Source organism: Streptococcus sp. FDAARGOS_520, from assembly GCF_003812685.1.
GTDB lineage: Bacteria > Bacillota > Bacilli > Lactobacillales > Streptococcaceae > Streptococcus > Streptococcus agalactiae.
Genome location: NZ_CP033810.1, coordinates 1,614,122 through 1,633,036, shown reverse-complemented (window position 1 = coordinate 1,633,036; position 18,915 = coordinate 1,614,122). Strand labels below are relative to the sequence as shown.

Below are 18,915 nucleotides of genomic sequence, written 5' to 3'. Positions count from 1 at the left end.
ACTGCTATAAACATTAGTTTAAATTTAAAATAAACATTATAAAAATTAATTATAAATTCACACTCTAATTAAAATATCATTATTATGTTAAAATAGTAACAAAGTATTTCATCTTTGTCAACACTTTCATAAATGACATCTGCTTTTTGCTTACCTTTTATAGACCAAAAAACGCTCTTAGAAAGCACATCTAAGAGCGTTTTTAACTTTATTTTGGTAAAGATATGGTAATTATTGTTCTATGAGGGACATTATTCTCAACACTAATAGTCCCTCTTCACCTGATATACTCCCCTTATAGTGGACAGTAAAAAAACAAAAATTCACTAGACACTATAAGGGGAGTATATCATCACTAACAAAGCTAAGTTAGTAAGCCTAAAACTTCTAAACACTCAAAAAAATTAATGGCTTGCCTTACTAATCAAGAACCCGCACTCTCATATACTTCTACTCCTTTATGCCAAAGTATTAGTGATACCATAAAAGAAATCAAGGAAATCAAGATAACCCCACCAATATTAAAATAGACATTTCTATCTTGTAAGAAGTAAGCAGCGGGATAATAAGCTGTAAAAGCAAATGGAATGACAAAACTAATGATCCAACGCAATAGATTATTATATATTGCGACAGGATACTTAGCAAAGTCATTAAACATATAAAAAATATAGATAACAGCACCAGATTGTTTGGTCCAAAAAGCGATACTTGACGTAGCAATCTTCAAGGAGGTATAAATCAAAGTTGCAAAGGGGATAATAAATATAAATAATAATACTTTTGGCACGGTCCAGCTTATACTAGATACTGTGGTAGATAACAGAATAAAACCAACCAATAACTCCCCCAATGCATCTACTTGAAAGGTTTCAACTAGGACATGAAATAAAGGACTGATCGGCCTGGTTAAATACTTATCAAATTCTCCTTTTCGAATAAGCCTTTGACCAAGAGCCCACAAGTTATCAAAGAAAAGGTGATCAATTCCTTTTGGGAGGAGAGAAAAACCATAAATAAAAGCTATTTGCTGAAAAGTCCATCCTTCTAAAGAAGGGATATGTTGAAAAAGAACATTCAGAAATAAAAGATTTAACCCTTGTGTTAAAAATACTCCTAAAACGCCTACAAAAAAGTCTATTTTATACTCCATGATTTGCTTCATGTATTGTTTAATAAAAATAAAGTGCATTCGCTGATATTTTGTCATCTCAACCTCCTTGGATAGTGATATGCAACTGTACTTTTTTCCATATTAATTGAGATAAAGCTACCATTACTATTAGCCAAAATATTTGTAAAAGTAAGGCTTGCACAATTTGACTGCCATCATATTTACCAATAATAATCATTACTGGTGTGTAAATTAAAGATGAAAATGGTAAAAATCCTAAAATATCAGCAACGATTTTCGGAAAAAAAGTAAGAGGAATCAAGCTCCCCGACATAAATGCGACTAACGAATTTTTTAACAGGTTTGACCCCCATAAATTTTTAAAAACAAATGCCGAGAAGCCAAAACAAATATTAAAAAAGAAGTTAATCAAAAAAGCTAAAATAATGCTAATAATATAAAATACCACTAACACTATAGCTTGAATCAAATCAGTCCCCAAGAAGAGGCGTACCCCCGTAATAACAAGCAAAAACGGTACCCCTATACTTAAAAAGATGAGCCATCTAGAACCAATCTCCATGAAAAGGTAGGAAGCAGCAAAGTGAACTGGACGTAAGAGTCGCATAATAATTGAACCGTCTTTTACTTCGTCACCTATCATAAATGAACTATCAGTTCTTGTTAATAAATTAGTCACAAAACTCATAATAATATAGAGAATCATATCTGACAGCTGAAAACCTTGGATTAAGGATTGACTTGAGGAATCGAAAACTGCTTTCCATAGATAAAATGCAACAAATGCTCCTATCACATCACCTATCCTATAAAGGATGAAATCAACACGATATGTGATTAATCCTTGGATTCCTGTACTAATAAAAGGTTTATAACGTCTCCAAATTCTGTTCATCCTTATAGCTCATTTCTATAGAAGCGACGAATGATATCTTCAATATCCGCATCTGTCATTTTAAGGTCACGTACAGAAAAATCTGCTAATGTCTGCTGAATTATGTCAGCAGTTTGGTAGCGAGAACTATCATACTGAATATCTAAAACTAAGTCATTACGTTTAATATTAATCTCCGACTTTCCAATTAAACTAGAGCTGATATGCTCTTGTCCTGGGCGCAAATCAAAAGAAAGAGTTTTCATCTTTCCAAATGTCTCTTTTAGCTGAGAAACTGTGCCATCAAATATTTCTTGTCCTCTATCAATCATAAAAATACGATGACAAAGTTGTTCAATATCACTGAGGTCATGTGTCGTTAGTAAAATCGTTGTCTCTTCTTCTTGATTAATTTGTGTGATTGCACGTCGGATATTATCTTTCACTGAAACGTCCAAGCCAATGGTGGGTTCATCTAAGAAAAGAACCTTTGGGTTATGTAATAAAGAAGCTGCGATATCCGCTCTCATACGCTGTCCGAGAGACAAAGTTCTAACAGGATCCTTTATAAAGTCATTTAGTTCCAAAACCTCATTTAAAAAAGCCATGCGTTTGCGAAATTCTTTATCAGGAACGTCATAGATTTCTTTTAACACTGTATAGGTTTCTTGTAGAGCTAAATCCCACCATAACTGCGTACGTTGCCCAAAAACGACTCCAATATCCTTAACATAATTTTGTCGGTTTTCTTGTGGCAATTTGCCATCAATACGGCAAAAGCCCGAAGTTGGTTTTAAAATCCCAGTTAACATTTTAATTGTTGTAGATTTTCCTGCACCGTTCGCTCCAATAAATCCCAAAATTTGTCCTTTAGGCACATCAAATGTTAAATCTTTAACAGCTTCAAAGGTGTGTTTTTCAGGACGAAGAAATGATTGAAATGCTCCTTTTAACCCTGGTGCTTTAACGGTTTTTATAAAATTTTTCTGAAGGTGAGAAACTTCAATCATTGACATATTAATACCTCTTTTACTCAACAGTATTTTTATAGCTTAAATCAGCTCGACAGTTAGATTATTAAACTATAATAATGATTAACAGCTATTTATTATAGCACAATTAAAAATTCAATGCAAACGTTTTCTTAGATGGTGTTACTGCTTAATATTGAATAAAAAAGAAGGCCAACTTAGCCTTCTTTTTTATTCATGTGATTTAGAGACGTTTCTTATACCTTCTTTTCCTAAACGAATGACGTATTAAAAGCATTAAAAAGAAAGAAAATACAAAGTAAAAGACTAAGTGGAAAATCTTATTAAGGAACATAAATTTTTGATAATATTCAAATGCTTTTGGTGCCACGTGACTAGCATCACTATAGACTTTGTTATTCATAAAAAGCACCATTGTATCATGCGTCTTTAGATCTGCATAACCAAAACTTGAATACTGGAAAAAGGTCCCATTAGAATTAACTATACGACCATGCATGTAAAGCCCACCATAATAATGTGATATCGCATCATTTTGATGTTTGGTATATTCATCCGTTGGGAAAAAGTACCCTTTAGAAAAAGACCGCATCAACACCCAAAAGTTCAGCGGAGTTGTGAAAAAATCTCCAGCTCCATATGCTGTGGATACTTGATTAAAGATATTAATTTTATTTAACTTGCCGTTCTTTCGCATTGGGCTAACTAAGTCATGATTAACAACTGATTGGTAACTTTGGGTATCATCTAATCGCAAAGGATTTTTTATCACATCATCAACAAGTTCAGCGTAGGTCCTTCCCGTAACTTGAGTGGCTATACCTGTTAGGAAACTAAAGTTGATATTAGAATAATACCACGATTTCTTATTAACAAAGTTATAGTGTTTTAAGCAAAATTGTAATTGTTCTCTCTCATTTTTTAGATAAGGAGACACCTTAACACCTTTTTCTCTTAACCCACTCGTATGGGTCAACAATTGGTGGATGGTAATACTATTACTACCTTTTACTTGGGGAAAGAACTGAGACAATCGGTCGTCTTCACTCAAGACATCTTGATCAATTAATCTTTGGATAATAATTCCTGTCATGAGTTTTTGGAGAGAAGCCATTGGAAATAATTTATTATTTTCAATATCCGTTTCAACTTCCCCACGGTTAATCCCATGCGAGATGGTAATCGGTTTACCAGTATTATCGCTAACAATCATCATTCCATTAACATTATTTTTTCGCATAAAGCGATGCAATAAAATCGGTGTAATATTCCCTTTATTTTCTGGAATAAAAAAGAAACATGCCACTGAAATACCGGTGGCGATTACTGCTATAAGAAAGAGAGATAGGAGCGATTTTAAAAATTTACGTACCATAAATAACCTCCTTAATATCATAACACAGGGCTAAATTATTTCAAAGACATTTTATATATTCTAGCAAAAAATATGTTCGTCGCTAATATTATTTTCAACTCCTATCATTGCTACCTCAATATTTCCTTTTAGATTCTCACTATGATCTTGATAGTTATAACTCTTCTGATAAGTACGGATTCCTAAAAAAACTTGGTAATTCTCTTCAGTCACTTTAGCCTTCTCAAAATTTTCTGTTTCAAGATAAGAAGATATCGCTTCTCTATAAAAAACATTATGAAACTCTATCAACTCCTCCTGCTTTACTTTCAAGAGAAGCAAGCTCACCATTTCTTTACCCTGTTTAAAACACTTTCTCTAGTGTCACTCCAATCTTTTAAACTGTTTTTAGGACATTTTTTAAAGACAGAGATAAGGTTATCAATGTCCTTGAATCGCCTTATTCAAACACCAAACTTGAGCAACCAATAATCTCATCAAAATCATCAAGCACAAACATTTAGCTTTAGAAACTTTGAATATTTTAAAAAGAGAATTCATATCACTTTGAATATCAAAAAGGAGAAAACCAATTTGGTTTTCTCCAGAATATAATTTTTCATCAACCCACTACAGTTGACAAAGAGCCAAAAAACAAGGAATCAATCAAGAAATTTTGATTGATTCCTCGTTTTATGCTTATATGAGATACTTTAAACAAATTTTTTCAATGAGATCCAACTATCTAGTGACTCCTCGATATCCTTTTATACCTCTCACGATAGCTTTGAGGAGTAAGTACTATTCCATTCGTTTTACCTATAATTTCACCAAATGCATACATACCATATCCTATATAACGGCTATCGTTTTAAGAACAATTTATTTATGTTGGCAGAAAATAATAATAGGAAGCAGAAAAATCCAATAATATTCAAGAGAAAAAGTATAGGTGATAGCTCTCTAAAAAAATTTGATATTGAAACTATAAGAAACCCTGTAGATACGATAGTTGAAACAACCTTTTTCTTATCCATATTAATAACCACCCCTTAAAACAATTTCATATCCTATATACTTTGTACGCATAACGAATCCCTCCTAAATTATTTTTTTGTCTGTTGCAACCCTGACAAGTTAGTGTAGCACGAAAAAACGATTATATTCTCAAAATCTTATCTTCTAGCTGCTCAACTTCTTCTTCAATACGAGGGTCTTCATCATTCTTAGTGTTAAATAAAGCGAGATTGGATCAACCAGTGTCACGTTAGCCTCTCCAAGCTATTTATTTTTCTAGTAATCAAAGGGATTGGTTCATAATTCCAAATCTCTAGCCGATGACTTTGAAGGATGTATAGTTGAAGACTTGATTCGAAACTTTTGTATCTTTTCCTTGAAATAGTATAGTCTCCGTATTTTTCCGAATCATCAAGCAAGCCTAGATATGATAAGTCTTTAAAATAAGTCGGTTAAAATAATAGCTCTTGTTTTAATTTTTGAAAATCCTTATCACTTATAATCAACGCTTCTCTAACTGGACTATCTATTAGATCTTTGGACTCTTCAAATATCATATTTTTTGGCTTCGCAAATTGGTAAGATTTCTGTTTATTATGAAGCCATCCACGCTCTTTAAAATTTCTAAAGCAACAATATAAGTTTTAGAATAGAAAGATCGGTTAGCTGACTTACTTCTTACATATCAATGATTAAACCTTTAGTATGTAATAATAAGGTAATCAATAACTTTTGTTCAGTCGGAGACAACCGATTATCAAGTTCAATTTTTTTAGTTAATTTAGAATATAGAAAACCTAATTGTGGGATAAGAGCATTTTCTTGATAGTCAAAATAAGACTTCCCAACATGCATTAACTTCTCCTTCTGCTCATCAGATAGCTTATTAAAAACTAGAGTAATGCCCATTTCAAACTATTTTTAGATAGCTTGAGCTTGTTTGACAAAGTTATCTAAACGACCTGACCTTTTTTCTTTAACCAAAGGGAGGTGGAATCCTAACAGTTAAGATTGAAAATTCATATCGTCGACGAAAAACAATTAGAAGTTCTAGAACTATTAGCTATATTTGAATTTCAAAATGGAAAGCACTTAGGATACTCTTGATTTTTTAAATATCCATATTTAGCTCCTACTATCATTATATTTGCATCTTATCAAACATAATGATAATATGCAAACTTTTCGATAAAATGGACAAATACGATAATAAATATTTCATTTGTTAGTATATCCTCACTTTACTTGGTCATATAAGCAAAATTCATGGTACTATCTGTAGATGTAATGTGACGAAAGATATAGTTCCGTAGCCTATATACGAACCATAACTACTTTCCTAAAAAGAGAGAATAGTACCTTCTTTTGGAACTGTATCAGTTTCACCATCTAGTCTTTCGGCTGTTCCAACCCAATCCTGACCATTTCCCATTGAACTGGTAATGGTAATCTTCTCACCATTTCAACCTTTGAGTTTCAGTCCCACTGATTAATTCGTGCCGCAACTCCCCAAGTACATTTGCTATAAGCATAACCCATGACATCATCACCGCCCGAAATCGAATCATTACGGACACTTTCTAGTGCCTTTGGATCATTCTGGGCGGTTCCCCTTTTGGTTGACTAAAGCTACGATCGACTTGGTAGTACCACCCCGTTGCGCTGGTTTGGTGTTCAATGAGCTTGTCCCCAGAATTCCCCTCCCAATGGATGAGAACTCGTGAATCCTGTTTTTCCATATATATTTTTCCTCCGTAAACTAAAAAAAGAGAACACTCTAAAAATGTTCTCGTAATGCCAGAAATTTATCTGACGTATCTATTTTTTTGTCTACGCAAGCCACTTCAAAACAAACGGTCACGTCAATATGTTTTTTAATACCTTTTTTATGTTAAAATCACTCTTTTCAATAAAGACAAAATGCTTGAAAAAGTGCTTAAAATAAAGGATTTTTACCCTTTGCTTCGTTGTAGCAACGCTACGCACTCCACATGGCTGGTATTATCAGCCATTGGGTAATCAGCCTCTTTGAAGTTAGCTTCATCCACAATTGTCGTTTTTCCTGAATTTTGAACGACCACAACATAAGTCTTAGGATCAAGTACGTAAGCATTCGGCGCTTTCGTTTCTTTAAGGTCATAAAATCCAGGTTTAAGGTTGTCAAAGGTAAGGGTTGTCCGACCGACTGTCGTCTCTTTGCTGACAGGAATGAAATCTCCTTGTACTTGATGATCTGCCGCTACTGTTGTGCGTTTAGACAAGGTGAAGGTCGCACCTACTAAGCCTTCTTTAGCTTCGTCAATCTTGTTAATGCTGAACTTCCTGCTCTTTTTATCCGTAACCGTCAAAATCGATTCCGGAATTTGTGACTTAATCGTTGTCCCAATAGCTTGAATCTGAGTGGTGTAGTTTGCATTAATAGGTGGTGTAAATAAAGTGCTGGAGTTGTTAGACCAAGCTACCTTAATATTATCTGCTGGAAAAAAGGCGCCAAAAGAGGATGATAGAACTTTTGGATCTAAATATCTCGATCTATCACTATATGGATCGCGCGCCACTAAAAGATAAGGAATAACTCCTAATGGCTTCATGATATCAAAGCTAGACTGACTTTGAGGTATAAAAGTTTTCTCAGATGAGCTCCGCTATTATAACGACCTTTATCAGCTCATACTCTTTCATTTCTAAGAAAAGCGAACAACTGAATTCTTTAGCTTCATAGATGATAACGTAACAACTGGCAATTCTGCTTTTAAAATGGTCTTTAGGACCTTCATGAAGTACAAAACTTACATCACAAACGCCCTCAGCTATCCCTTTCCAATGCCAAATTAGAAGCGACCAACAAGCTTATCAAAGACATCAAGCGACAAGCCTTTGGCTTTCGCAACTTTAAAAATTTTAAAAGCAAAATTCTCATCGCTTTGAACATCCAAAAAGAGAGAGAACCAAGCTGATTCTCTCTCGTTGTTAATGATAAGTCACCCATTACAGTTGACAAAGAGCCCATATAAGGTGTACAGGTCAGAAGGGTAACATAATCTTTATCCTCTTCAATGCTCACGGCATCCAATTGGCTAGGTTCAATCACCATGATACGATCCACTTGATAAGCCAAGGTTTCTTTCAGATTGGTAACATAAAAATAATCACCTTTTTTCATCTTATCCAAATCCGCAAACAACCGAGCAGCTGGCATACCTCTTTGACCGCTCAAGACCGCATGTGTAGAAGCCCCTCCAATCGGCAAACTTATCCCTTCTAGATGACCAACTCCCCGTTGCAGATTGTCCTCTTCTGAACCAGCGTAGATTGGTAAATCCTGATTGATTTTTGGAATCATCACATGGTCAACCTGCTCTCTGACTTCTAACATCCTAGCGTATTCAGTCCACCCTGCCTTTTTTGCTCCTCAGAATAAGAATCTCTCAGCACAGATTGAGTCGACTGACTACTTGTTCCAGAAATACTAGCATTGTAGGCTTTAGCCAGACCTAACCGTCGTTGAATCTCCGTACGGTCAATGGTTGTAACTGTTCTTTTAAAGGCATTAATATTGGCATGAGAAGCTTGATAATAACTAATCTGACTGACAATAGGGAAAGGCCAAAACTAGTCATTTTCTATTATTTAATAATTTCAACGACACCTTACAATTGTTTACGACGGAAAGAACAAATGGTAAGTATCATAAAAGTAGAACCAACTAATATATAGACAATTGTACCAATTCCCCCTGTTTTAGGAAAAACACCTGGTGGGCGTTTGGGAGTGTTGGTAATAAGATGTTTACCATTTCCTTCAAGATACCCGATTTGATTTTTATTAGCATTTGGATCTGCTTTCAGGTTCGTAACTTCTCCATTTTGAATTGTAAATGTCACAACAGGTTTCGTTTTAACCTCTATATAGCCATCTGGACTTGAAATTTCATATAATTTATAGTTACCATCTTGAAGTGCTTTAAAATAAATTTTACCATCATTCTTTGTTGTAACATCACTTCCCTCTGGAACAAATTGCTTATACCCAGAAAAATCTTTTTCTATCTGAAGTTGAAACTTAGCTCCCAAAAGCGATTCTGAATGTTTGTCTTTATTAACTTTAATAAATTCAACCTCACCCATTTTCTTCTGATTACTGATGGTTAGTACCGGAAACTCACGAACATCACGAATTTTGGGAATTGGGAAATCACGAATAGTATTTGGTTCTTTTTCACTCTTCGGACTTAGCGTTGTACGATTATTTGTATTGTAAAATTTGTTACTTATATAGTTATCTTTTAAACGTACATCATAGGTAAGAACTACTTTTTGTCCACTTCCTAAGTTCAAATGATTGATTTTGATGGTTTGAGATGTCTTATCATAAGTCACTGTAACATCTTTTAAAATTCCCCCATCACTGTTTGGTCCACCAAGAGCCACACCATTTTTTAATTGACTGCCATCATTTCCAACCAAAACGTAATCATCATGTGTAAAACTTTGACCATTTTTTAATTGGAATTCAATCATCTCTCCCATAGGATCAGTCACATTTCCATCAACAATAGAATGTTTTTCCTCAACAATTGTTTTAAAGTATTTATTTAGCTCATCATAAATTTTATTTGTATCATCAACATTAGTATAATTTTCTGTTTTACTTGATATTGATTGCATAAATTTCTCAGCTTCAAGAGGAGTTGCACCAGGATCTCCGTTTACACCAATCCCAACAGTAAAAATGTCATAACCTTTAGGTCTTATATTTCCATTAAAGTATAATGTTGTTGGCTCACCATGAGTTTTGATTTGTTTCGTTGCAGAAACTTTCTTTGTCTTAGGATCAAATGGATAGACCCAGTTGTAATCTCTCCAATAGAGATAAATATATCCACTATTAATTGCATATCCCTCATTACTCATTACAGAGAGTTGATTTTGCGGTACTCGATAAGCTGCTTGTGTCGTTCCTCCAGTAACAGGAACTTTTCTATCCGAAAACAGTTTAAAACTCTCTCCATCTCCTTTTACTATTTGATAATCATCACCATTGATTATAAAATCCTCTTGGAGAATACCACTTCTATCTGGTATTTTATTTAAAAAAGAATTAAACTGGTTTTGGTAAGATGTTGATATATAAGGATTAAAATTTATGGCATAAGACATCGTAGGGACACCATCAGTTACGTGAAAAATAAGTTTTTTTCTAGCATTAGAACTTTGTGTCTCTAAAATTTCATTTGCTTTCATTAGAGCTTTTTGAGTAAATGTCGCACCAAATTGATAGAGCGTGCGATCCCCATTTATATGCTCCGCTTCCTTTGGAATTCTTGACTTTAGAATATTAACTTCGTTAGCATCATTTGTTAAATTTAAATAACTGTAATTATGTGTAGTTGCTGTAAAAGTAGTTTTATGATAATCCCATGATACACTATCATTCAGCGCTTTACCATTTTGATCGGCAACTCCCTTTGATACGGTCGCTTCAGTACCATCAAAAATGGTTGAGGCATATGTCACAAGAGCTACTCTATTGTCTTTATTTGATGTAATTTTATCAATCAGCTTTTCAACTGCTTCCCCAGCTTTTAATGCTCTTTGAGAATTATTGGCTCTTTCATTATTCATACTATTTGAATTATCTAATAGCACAACGACATCTAGTGGTTGATTAAGTTCTTTCGTTTCAACAGTGGTTTTACCCTCAACAGTTAATTCAATTTTATATTTATTCTTATCGAGATCATTGACCCCTGTAATTTTTTTTGATAACCAACCTTCAGCAATCTCTCTTCGACCATCTTTTCCATTTATTGGATTCAATGCTTTGTATTGTTCACCAACTTTGGAACCCTCTACATTAACTAATGGGTAATTTTCTTTTGTATCCTCATAAATAGCTGATTTTGGATATTGGGCATTCAAAACTTCTTTTCGTTTCTCTGCTTTATCTGCATCCATACCCTCGATTATTGTTGCTCCGTTATCTGCAACTTTAACTTTCCAGGTTTTATCAGTTTTTTTATAACCAATTGGTGCTGTTTCTTCTCTTAATGTGTAGTCTCCAGGTTTTATGTTTTCAAAGGTTGCTTCTCCAGAACCCTCTACCGTTTCGTGACTTGTTTCTGACTTATCATTGTCATTTTTTAACACAAAAGTCGCTTTGCCTAATGGTGTAGCATTGTCTCCCGTTTTTTTAACAATTACTTTTCCAAGTGCTTGATTGGTATCTTGGGTTTCACCTTGTACCAATATACCAAATGGAATTTGGGACAGGATTAGTAAAGTAACTGATAACCCTCTCCATATTTTTTGTCTCTTTTTCATTTTTCTCCCTTCTAGATAACCATTATTCACAATCATCATTAGTCACCTATTTGATAAGTAAGTAAGCCATTCACAACATCGTTATTGACGATGTTGCATCCATCTTCTCATCATTATCACGATGAAGAGTCCAATTAATAATACTAGTAGTATCTTCAACACTAGTGACAAACGATAATCTTGTACGGTTTGTTCTTTGTGCTTTTCCGCCTCGGTAGAATCATAAGGAATACGCTCTCCTTTTACCAAGAGACGATGACTATTGATCATGTAAGGTGTGCAAGTCAGCAAGGTTATATAATCCTTACCATTGACAATCTTAACCTCACTTAAAGCTGTTGGATCCACAACTTTGATAGACACGACTTTGTAGGCAAGTGTTTCCTTGATGTTCGTCACATAGAAAATCTGGCCTTTTTTAACTTTATTTAAGTCGGTAAATAGCCTAGCTGTTGGCAAGCCACGGTGGGCAGTTAGTACTGAATGGGTTGACAAACCTCCCACTGGAAGACTGGTTCCCTCCAAATGCCCACTACCTTTCTGAAGCACAGTTTCGGATGTTCCAGCATAAATTGGAATATCAACCCCAATACTTGGGATTGCCACATGACCTATTTGCTCATGAACTTCAAGCATACGAGCATACTCTCTCAAACCTTCTTTTTGCTTACTGGTAAAAGGGTCTATAAGCAAGGGATTCCTTGATAACGTCTCATTGTAAGCATTAGCTAAAGCGATGCGTCGTTCAACCGTATTAGTATCAATCTTAGCGACTTCCCGCTTAAATTGATTAATATTTTGATGCGAAGCAAGGTAGTAACTTACCTGGCTCACAATCGGAAATAAGAGAATCAGACTTCCCATCACAAAAATGAGGGTTCTGATTTTATTATTTCGAATTATTGTGACTATTTTGACTAGCCGCTTTTTCATTCTTTCTCCGCTTTTTCTGTTTCGTCTTTTTAAACCAAATGAGAAGCGACAGCAAGATAAGTCCAACGACTACCCACATAGCATAGGTTAGGTATTGTTGTTGCCTGAAGGTCTTTGAATCTTTCTGCACTGTTTTTTCCACATAAGGAATTCGCTTGCCTCGAACGAGGAGGCGATGACTATTTATCATATAAGGTGTGCAAGTTAATAGGGTGACGTGATCTTCTCCTTGAATCACGTACAAATCCTCTAACTGATCAGGGGCGATAACTTTGATTTGGTCTACCTGATAAGCAATCTTTCCGCCGATGTGTTCAATGTAAAAACGGTCACCTACTGTTACCTTGTCTAAATTGGTAAATAGCTTGGCCGTTGGTAGCCCTCGATGGGCAGTTAGAACGGCATGAGTTGACTCACCACCGACTGGAAGACTGGTCCCCTCTAAATGTCCAACGCCCCTCTGAAGATTTTCTTCAGCAGAGCCAGCGTAAATAGGGATATCCTGATTAATTCTTGGAATAATCACATGACCTATTTGTTCTTTGACTTCAAGCATGCGGGCGTACTCAACGACCCCTGCCTGCTTTTGTTCAGCAGAGTAGGGGTCTTTAAGCGCTGGATATTCGCCATTAGTTTTGGCACCTGCTATACTGGCGTTATAAGCATAAGCAAGTTCTAAACGCCGATTAATCTCCACCCGGTCAATCTTGGTAACAGCTTCTTTAAAAGCATTAATATTGGCGTGAGAGGCTTGAAAGTACATGACCTGACTAACGATGAGAAATGCCAAAACAAGGAAACCCGCTAAGAAAATTAAACGAAAAATCCATATACGAATATTCGTAGCTAGAGATATTTTTGATTTTTGTCCCATGCTAATCCTTATTTTGATGTTTCCGATGTTTTGATAGTAATCGTAAGGCTAAAGCAATTAAAATACCACCAATAATTACAAGTGCCATTGCCTGTTGCTCACCTGTTTTGGGAATAAGACCTCCTCGAGATGGCACTTTAGGTGTCGGAACTTTTTTATTTTCAATCGTTACTGTTACTGTTTTTGATTTTTCAATAGTCACAGCAGTCTCTGCCTGTCCGATCTGATATCCTGACTGTGTCTCGATTTCTTTTAAGACATAGTCCCCATGGATGAGCCCGGAAATTCTGATATGCCCTGATGAATCTGTTTCTAAATGTTTTGCAGCGTCAATATCTTGAGAATGCACCCCATTTTTCACACGAATAGGAGTCCTACCATTCTTTTCATAAAGTTCAAAGACAACGCCTGCTAGTGGTTTTTTGGTATCACCATCCACACCAACTTTAAGCAAGTCCAACTCACCTGTGGACCAGATGATTTTAGGATAAATCACTTTATCCTCAGACAAGTCAACCAAGAAAGCTGAGACATTACGATTTTTTTCACCGGCTTTAACCGCCAGACCATAATAAATTCCATCTGGTAGTTGGTTAAATGTAGCCTTTCCTTGTTGATTAGTAGTGGCTTCAAAAACCTGCTGCGCCTGTTTTTTCAATTCTGTGATAGTTAGGGAATTCCAATGTGCCAACAAATCGCCATCTTCAGTTGATTTTAATTGGTACAACTGATAGAGTACTCCTTCAATTGGAGTCCCTTCTTTAGGGGCAATCTCCAACTGTGGATTTGGACGATCAATATCCCTTGCTTCAAGATGAACAATCGTCAACTGATGAGTTTCTTGCGCTAAAACAGTTTGGCTAATTCCAAACATAGTCCCTAACATCAACAGAAAAGAAAACATAAGTTTTAATGTTTGTTTCATGATGTTCCTTTATTTTAAAAACGACAAAAAGAGAAATAAGGCTATTTCTCTTTTCTTAAACATGGTTACTTAAGAAGTAGCCTTTTATTTAGTTATCTTTTGTACGACGCTTCATCCCCTTAACAGCAAAAGCCATCACCGCAGCACCGATAGCGACAAAGATAGCCGTACCAATACCACCAGTATTAGGGATTGAAGGACGTTTGTTGTTTTTAATTGTATCAGGTGTTGCATCAGCACTATCAACCGTGATGTCAGTTGGTTTTGTATTATAAGATGTTTGTGATACTGTAAACTCGATTTCTTTATCAGGGATTACATAACCTTCTGGTGCTTTTGTTTCTTTTAATTTGTAAGTTACTGCTGTACCCTCTGCATTCGCATCAACTGCATAAGCCAAACCTTTAATCTCAAACGTACCGTCTGTATGTGATTTCAATTTGATTGGTTGCCCAGTAACAGCTTCTCCAGCAATATAGTTTTTATTAGTATTCGCTTTAATAAGAGCATCTGTCCATTTTACTGCTGTCCCATCAGAAGCCAACAAATCAAACTCAGCACCACCTAGTGTTTGTGTTTCTGTTGAGTCTTTCTTTACAAATCGTTTCCCACCAGTATGAACTTCTGGTTTTCTTGGAGGATTAGATGGTTTTGGATTGTCAGCTTTATCAGGAGGTATGGTCATATTGAAGTTCAAAAGTATTTTCAATTGCTTTTCCTAAAACTGCTTTTTCATTAATAGTTGATGCAACTGGAATTTCCAAAAATGCCGCATCATCTGTATTTGCAGTAGCTTTATCAAGAGCATCTTGATTTTTAACAAGGGTCATTCCTTTAAGTAGCTCAGCAATTTCTTTAAATTTCTCTGGTTTAAACGTAATTTTTAATGTATTTTGGTTATCAACTGTTGGTTCATCAATAGTGTAGTGCTCATCTCTATTCAGTGTTTTCGAACCAATCTTGATTTTTCCAACAGATTTATAAGTCAAGCCATCTGCAAATTTATCAGTAATTTCAAATTTTTCATAGTCACCTAAATTGGCAGGGATTGTAGATTTCAAGAACCATTTGAATTCTTCACCAATCGTATAACCTGCATCGTCCTGACCTAATTTTTTAACATCTTTATCTGTTTTTGGTTCATCAGTTACAACGTTTTTAGGGTAAATATTAATTTCAGAAAGGAAACCTGTACCTGTAGAGTTAGCAACTGGTAATTCCAACACAAACGGTACAGCATAAGCTTTGGTAATGTTTGAAGGTGAATTCTTTAAATCTTCTACATACAAGTATCTCACATTACTTTTTGAATCCAGAGCATCGACGACCAAACCTTGAGCATTAGTTTTTTGAGGTAGACTGACACCTTCTTCAAGAATCGTTCCAACTTTTGCATCTGCTGCTTCAACTGTTGTCAATTTTTTCAATTCATCAACAGAAATATCCGTCTTGACTTTATAACGTTTAAACTGTACACCTTGCAAACCTTTTACATTGTCACCAAGTTTAGCATAGTTAGATATTACTTCGCCGTCTTTATTCTCGATACCACCATTAGAAGTAATTTCCGATTTATAACTATCAGCTTGTAATTTATAGATATTTACTGTTGTTTTCGCTGGGCGTTCTTGTGACACTTCTGCAGCTCTTACAATACTCATTCCAGTCGCAAACTGAGCTACTGGTTCAACAGTTGACCCCGCCACCATTGTTAAAACAGCAGCCGAAAACAATAACTTCTTCGATAATTTCATTAAAAGTTCTCTCCTCGCTTTTCCCTTTGTTCTTTGTAAGTGCTGATTATTATTAAGCACAAAACTATTAAAGTTTAGCACAGATTTTCTTAAAAAATTTGCTTATTTTAAATTCGTGTTTATTTTTACTATTTTTATTTATTTTTTCAGACGGAAGATTAAAAATATATGTGGATTTTCAAAGTTATATTTTAACAAAATCACCTTTATTTGTCATATAAATAGTAGTATAATAATGGTGAGAGATGATGAAGAGAGAGTTTGCTAATTAGCGTGTCTTTTTAGTGTATCCACAAGATAGTTGTTTTCATCATTTTATTTTGTAGTCTTTACAAACCTAAAGAAAAATTCTAGAAATGATAATGAAGGCGGTCTATCAAATGGTTACATTCGATTTTAAACATGTTCAAACATTGCATACCATATCTCAACTACCTATTTCAGTCATGTCACGAGACAAGGAACTCGTTCAGTTATATGGTAACGAAGACTATCTGTTGCCTTACTATCAGTTTTTAAAACATTTAGCTATCCCTTATAACCAAGATATCACTGTTTATGAGGGTCTTTTTGAAGAATCATTCTTAATTTTTCCTGTCTGTCAATATCTTATTGCTATTGGACCATTTTATCCCTATAGCCCTGATATCAATAGGCAAGAACAGTTATCCAGTCGCTTTCTAGAACAATTTTCTCATCGTAGTAAAAAAGAAATCTTATCCTATATAAAGCTTGTCCCTTGTTTTCCTACTACCAGTATACGTAGTCTTCTTGTGTCTATCGATGCCTTTTTCCAAACACAGTTTGAGGCTAGTTGCCAACAAGTCATCAATCATTTATTAGAAGAGTCAGAACAGATTGTTGCGGATCCTGATATTGTTCTTCACCTAAAACATACTAAGAAAAACTCTTTTCAGTTACCCACTGTTTTAAACCATCTCAATCACATTATTGATCTCGTTAAGCTGGGTAACACTCAACTGTTAAAGCAAGAAATTAATCGCCTCCCATCATCCAGTGTTACCTCATCTTCAATCCCTGCCCTAAGAGCTGAAAAGAACTTAACTGTTGTTTACTTAACAAAATTACTAGAATTAAGTTTCGAGGAAAATACTGATGTGGCTAAAAGTTATGCGCTGGTAAAGCACTATATGGCTTTAAACGAAGAGGCTCCTGATCTTATTGATGTTTCAAGAATTCGCTGTGCAGCTCTTATTGATTTTTCAGAATCCTTAACCAATAAGAGCATCTCTGACAAGCAGCAAATGTACAATAGTATTCTCCATTATGTGGACAACCACCTCTACTCCAAACTCAAAGTATCTGATATTGCCAACTACCTATATATCTCAGATTCCCACTTACGCTCAGTTTTTAAAAAATACTCTGACATTTCCTTGCAAAGTTATATTCTAAAGGCAAAAATTAAGGAGGGACAATTACTACTGCAAAGAGGGGTACCGATTGAGGAAGTAGCGAAATTATTACATTTTTACGACACCACACATTTTCTTAAAACCTTTAAAAAATACGTGGGAATATCTTCAAACGAATATCTTACTAAATATCGTGAGACCTCATGCCAGTAACATAGCAATCCATGAAGGTACGGAATTATTTCATCGTCCTTTTGCCTTCATCTGAAACGACTAAAAAGAGCCTTCTCGTTTAAACGGAAGACTCTTTTGTTACCTTTCAAAATCCACTGGCACTACTTTTTAGTCTAAAATTTTCAGCTAATCCAGTCCATACAAACTCTCTCTTTGTGCTATAACATAGGTTATGGATAAAATTATTAAATCAATTTCTGCCTCTGGTGCCTTCAGGTCTTATGTCCTCGATAGCACCGAGACTGTTAAATTGGCTCAGGAAAAACATCATACCTTGTCGTCTTCAACAGTTGCTCTTGGTCGCACCCTGATTGCTAATCAAATATTAGCGGCTAATCAAAAAGGCGATAGCAAGATTACGGTTAAAGTCATCGGTGATTCTTCCTTTGGTCATATTATCTCTGTTGCAGATACCAAAGGGCATGTTAAGGGGTACATCCAAAATACTGGTGTTGACATCAAAAAACGGTCACAGGTGAAGTTTTGGTTGGCCCTTTTATGGGGAATGGTCATTTTGTGACCATCATCGACTATGGCACAGGTAATCCCTATACCTCAACAACGCCTCTTATTACTGGGAAAATTGGTGAGGATTTTGCTTATTACTTAACCGAATCAGAGCAACCCCCCTGCTGTTGGGCTTAACGTGCTTCTCGATGAAAGTGATACTGAGCCTGAGAAATTAGATGGCTTTGGTTGATAGCACGCGCAATTTGATTGATGTTATTTCCAATCCGTGTTAATCGTGACAAATGACATATTGGGATTAAGAAGAACTCTTCTAGCATAGACTGAGAAATTTTGACAATTGCTCTTAGCAATCCGCTCATTTAATTGATTCAATTCTGAATCTGTTAGAAAGACTTTTTTGAGATTGGTACGATAACGATAAACAATTGCAGCCTCCTAACCCATATACTTTTCACGAAACTCACGACTGAGTGGCTGTGTTTGATTGACTTCCACAATCAATTCTTGAACGCAGGTCAATAAGATTGACACGTGTTCATGAGTCACTTGATGATTCTCTCTTGCAATAATCAAAACTTCCTGCACATCTCAACTAATCTGCTCAAACTTTTGGTATTGCCAAAGGGTGGATGTATACTATAAAAGTAGACAAA

The 18,915-nt window shown here is 35.3% G+C and carries 12 protein-coding genes and 8 pseudogenes; 4 read left to right on the top strand and 16 right to left on the bottom strand.

Translation table 11 applies throughout. The features are described from left to right. Nucleotides 1-424: 424 nt before the first annotated feature. From EGX96_RS08820 to EGX96_RS08800, 5 genes are all read right to left on the bottom strand, one after another. Nucleotides 425-1,210, bottom strand: coding sequence for an ABC transporter permease (locus EGX96_RS08820; protein WP_000170564.1), 786 nt, complete (start codon nucleotides 1,208-1,210; stop codon nucleotides 425-427). A gap of 1 nt (nucleotide 1,211) precedes the next feature. Beyond that, on the bottom strand, nucleotides 1,212-2,030 hold the full coding sequence (locus EGX96_RS08815; protein WP_001080087.1) for an ABC transporter permease: 819 nt from the start codon (nucleotides 2,028-2,030) through the stop codon (nucleotides 1,212-1,214). A gap of 2 nt (nucleotides 2,031-2,032) precedes the next feature. Continuing rightward, nucleotides 2,033-3,025, bottom strand: coding sequence for an ABC transporter ATP-binding protein (locus EGX96_RS08810; protein WP_000061734.1), 993 nt, complete (start codon nucleotides 3,023-3,025; stop codon nucleotides 2,033-2,035). Nucleotides 3,026-3,224: 199 nt separating this feature from the next. After that, entirely contained in the window at nucleotides 3,225-4,376 is a 1,152-nt protein-coding gene (locus EGX96_RS08805; protein WP_000251794.1) for a serine hydrolase domain-containing protein, read from the bottom strand. A gap of 60 nt (nucleotides 4,377-4,436) precedes the next feature. Continuing rightward, nucleotides 4,437-4,706, bottom strand: a complete 270-nt coding sequence (locus EGX96_RS08800; RefSeq protein WP_000254085.1) for a hypothetical protein — start codon at nucleotides 4,704-4,706, stop codon at nucleotides 4,437-4,439. Between EGX96_RS08800 and EGX96_RS11250 the strand changes: the two are divergent. Continuing rightward, nucleotides 4,656-4,970: pseudogene (locus EGX96_RS11250) on the top strand (transposase); the annotation flags it as partial. The gene EGX96_RS08800 and the pseudogene EGX96_RS11250 overlap by 51 nt on opposite strands. 1,080 nt (nucleotides 4,971-6,050) lie before the next feature. On the opposite strand, the gene EGX96_RS08780 reads toward EGX96_RS11250, so the two are convergent. The 3 genes and pseudogenes from EGX96_RS08780 to EGX96_RS08765 all read right to left on the bottom strand — a co-directional run bounded on the left by EGX96_RS08780 (nucleotide 6,051) and on the right by EGX96_RS08765 (nucleotide 7,930). Beyond that, a complete protein-coding gene (locus EGX96_RS08780; RefSeq protein ID WP_001865548.1) occupies nucleotides 6,051-6,281 on the bottom strand; it encodes a hypothetical protein in 231 nt (76 codons plus the stop codon). 433 nt (nucleotides 6,282-6,714) lie between these two features. After that, nucleotides 6,715-7,087: pseudogene (locus EGX96_RS11245) on the bottom strand (phage tail tip lysozyme); the annotation flags it as partial. A gap of 237 nt (nucleotides 7,088-7,324) precedes the next feature. Continuing rightward, a complete protein-coding gene (locus EGX96_RS08765; RefSeq protein ID WP_000090279.1) occupies nucleotides 7,325-7,930 on the bottom strand; it encodes a prealbumin-like fold domain-containing protein in 606 nt (201 codons plus the stop codon). 70 nt (nucleotides 7,931-8,000) lie between these two features. On the opposite strand from EGX96_RS08765, the pseudogene EGX96_RS11240 reads away from it, so the two are divergent. After that, nucleotides 8,001-8,346, top strand: a pseudogene (locus EGX96_RS11240) (transposase); the annotation flags it as partial. 33 nt (nucleotides 8,347-8,379) lie between these two features. Here the strand turns inward: EGX96_RS11240 and EGX96_RS08760 are convergent. From EGX96_RS08760 to EGX96_RS08735, 6 genes and pseudogenes are all read right to left on the bottom strand, one after another. Then, nucleotides 8,380-8,975: pseudogene (locus EGX96_RS08760) on the bottom strand (class C sortase); the annotation flags it as partial. 47 nt (nucleotides 8,976-9,022) lie between these two features. After that, complete coding sequence (locus tag EGX96_RS08755) at nucleotides 9,023-11,695, bottom strand: SpaA isopeptide-forming pilin-related protein (protein ID WP_001868236.1); 2,673 nt, start codon at nucleotides 11,693-11,695, stop codon at nucleotides 9,023-9,025. A gap of 81 nt (nucleotides 11,696-11,776) precedes the next feature. Beyond that, nucleotides 11,777-12,628: a class C sortase SrtC2 gene (gene srtC2 / locus EGX96_RS08750; RefSeq protein WP_000746885.1), complete on the bottom strand. Its 852-nt coding sequence runs from the start codon at nucleotides 12,626-12,628 to the stop codon at nucleotides 11,777-11,779. Further along, a complete protein-coding gene (gene srtC1 / locus EGX96_RS08745; RefSeq protein WP_000529911.1) occupies nucleotides 12,585-13,502 on the bottom strand; it encodes a class C sortase SrtC1 in 918 nt (305 codons plus the stop codon). The genes srtC2 and srtC1 overlap by 44 nt, the downstream gene beginning before the upstream one ends. Before the next feature lies 1 nt (nucleotide 13,503). Then, nucleotides 13,504-14,427, bottom strand: coding sequence for an MSCRAMM family protein (locus EGX96_RS08740; protein WP_000815035.1), 924 nt, complete (start codon nucleotides 14,425-14,427; stop codon nucleotides 13,504-13,506). An 88-nt stretch (nucleotides 14,428-14,515) separates the two neighbouring features. Beyond that, nucleotides 14,516-16,181: pseudogene (locus tag EGX96_RS08735) on the bottom strand (SpaH/EbpB family LPXTG-anchored major pilin). 380 nt (nucleotides 16,182-16,561) lie between these two features. On the opposite strand from EGX96_RS08735, the gene EGX96_RS08730 reads away from it, so the two are divergent. Both EGX96_RS08730 and EGX96_RS08725 read left to right on the top strand, forming a co-directional pair. Next, nucleotides 16,562-17,770: a YSIRK-targeted surface antigen transcriptional regulator gene (locus EGX96_RS08730; RefSeq protein ID WP_000255855.1), complete on the top strand. Its 1,209-nt coding sequence runs from the start codon at nucleotides 16,562-16,564 to the stop codon at nucleotides 17,768-17,770. A 193-nt stretch (nucleotides 17,771-17,963) separates the two neighbouring features. Next, nucleotides 17,964-18,458: pseudogene (locus tag EGX96_RS08725) on the top strand (Hsp33 family molecular chaperone HslO); the annotation flags it as partial. 1 nt (nucleotide 18,459) lies between these two features. Here the strand turns inward: EGX96_RS08725 and mobC are convergent. Beyond that, nucleotides 18,460-18,688: pseudogene (gene mobC / locus EGX96_RS08720) on the bottom strand (plasmid mobilization relaxosome protein MobC); the annotation flags it as partial. Between the two features lie 9 nt (nucleotides 18,689-18,697). After that, a pseudogene (locus EGX96_RS11140) lies at nucleotides 18,698-18,886 on the bottom strand (SAG1252 family conjugative relaxosome accessory protein); the annotation flags it as partial. Nucleotides 18,887-18,915 lie beyond the last annotated feature (29 nt).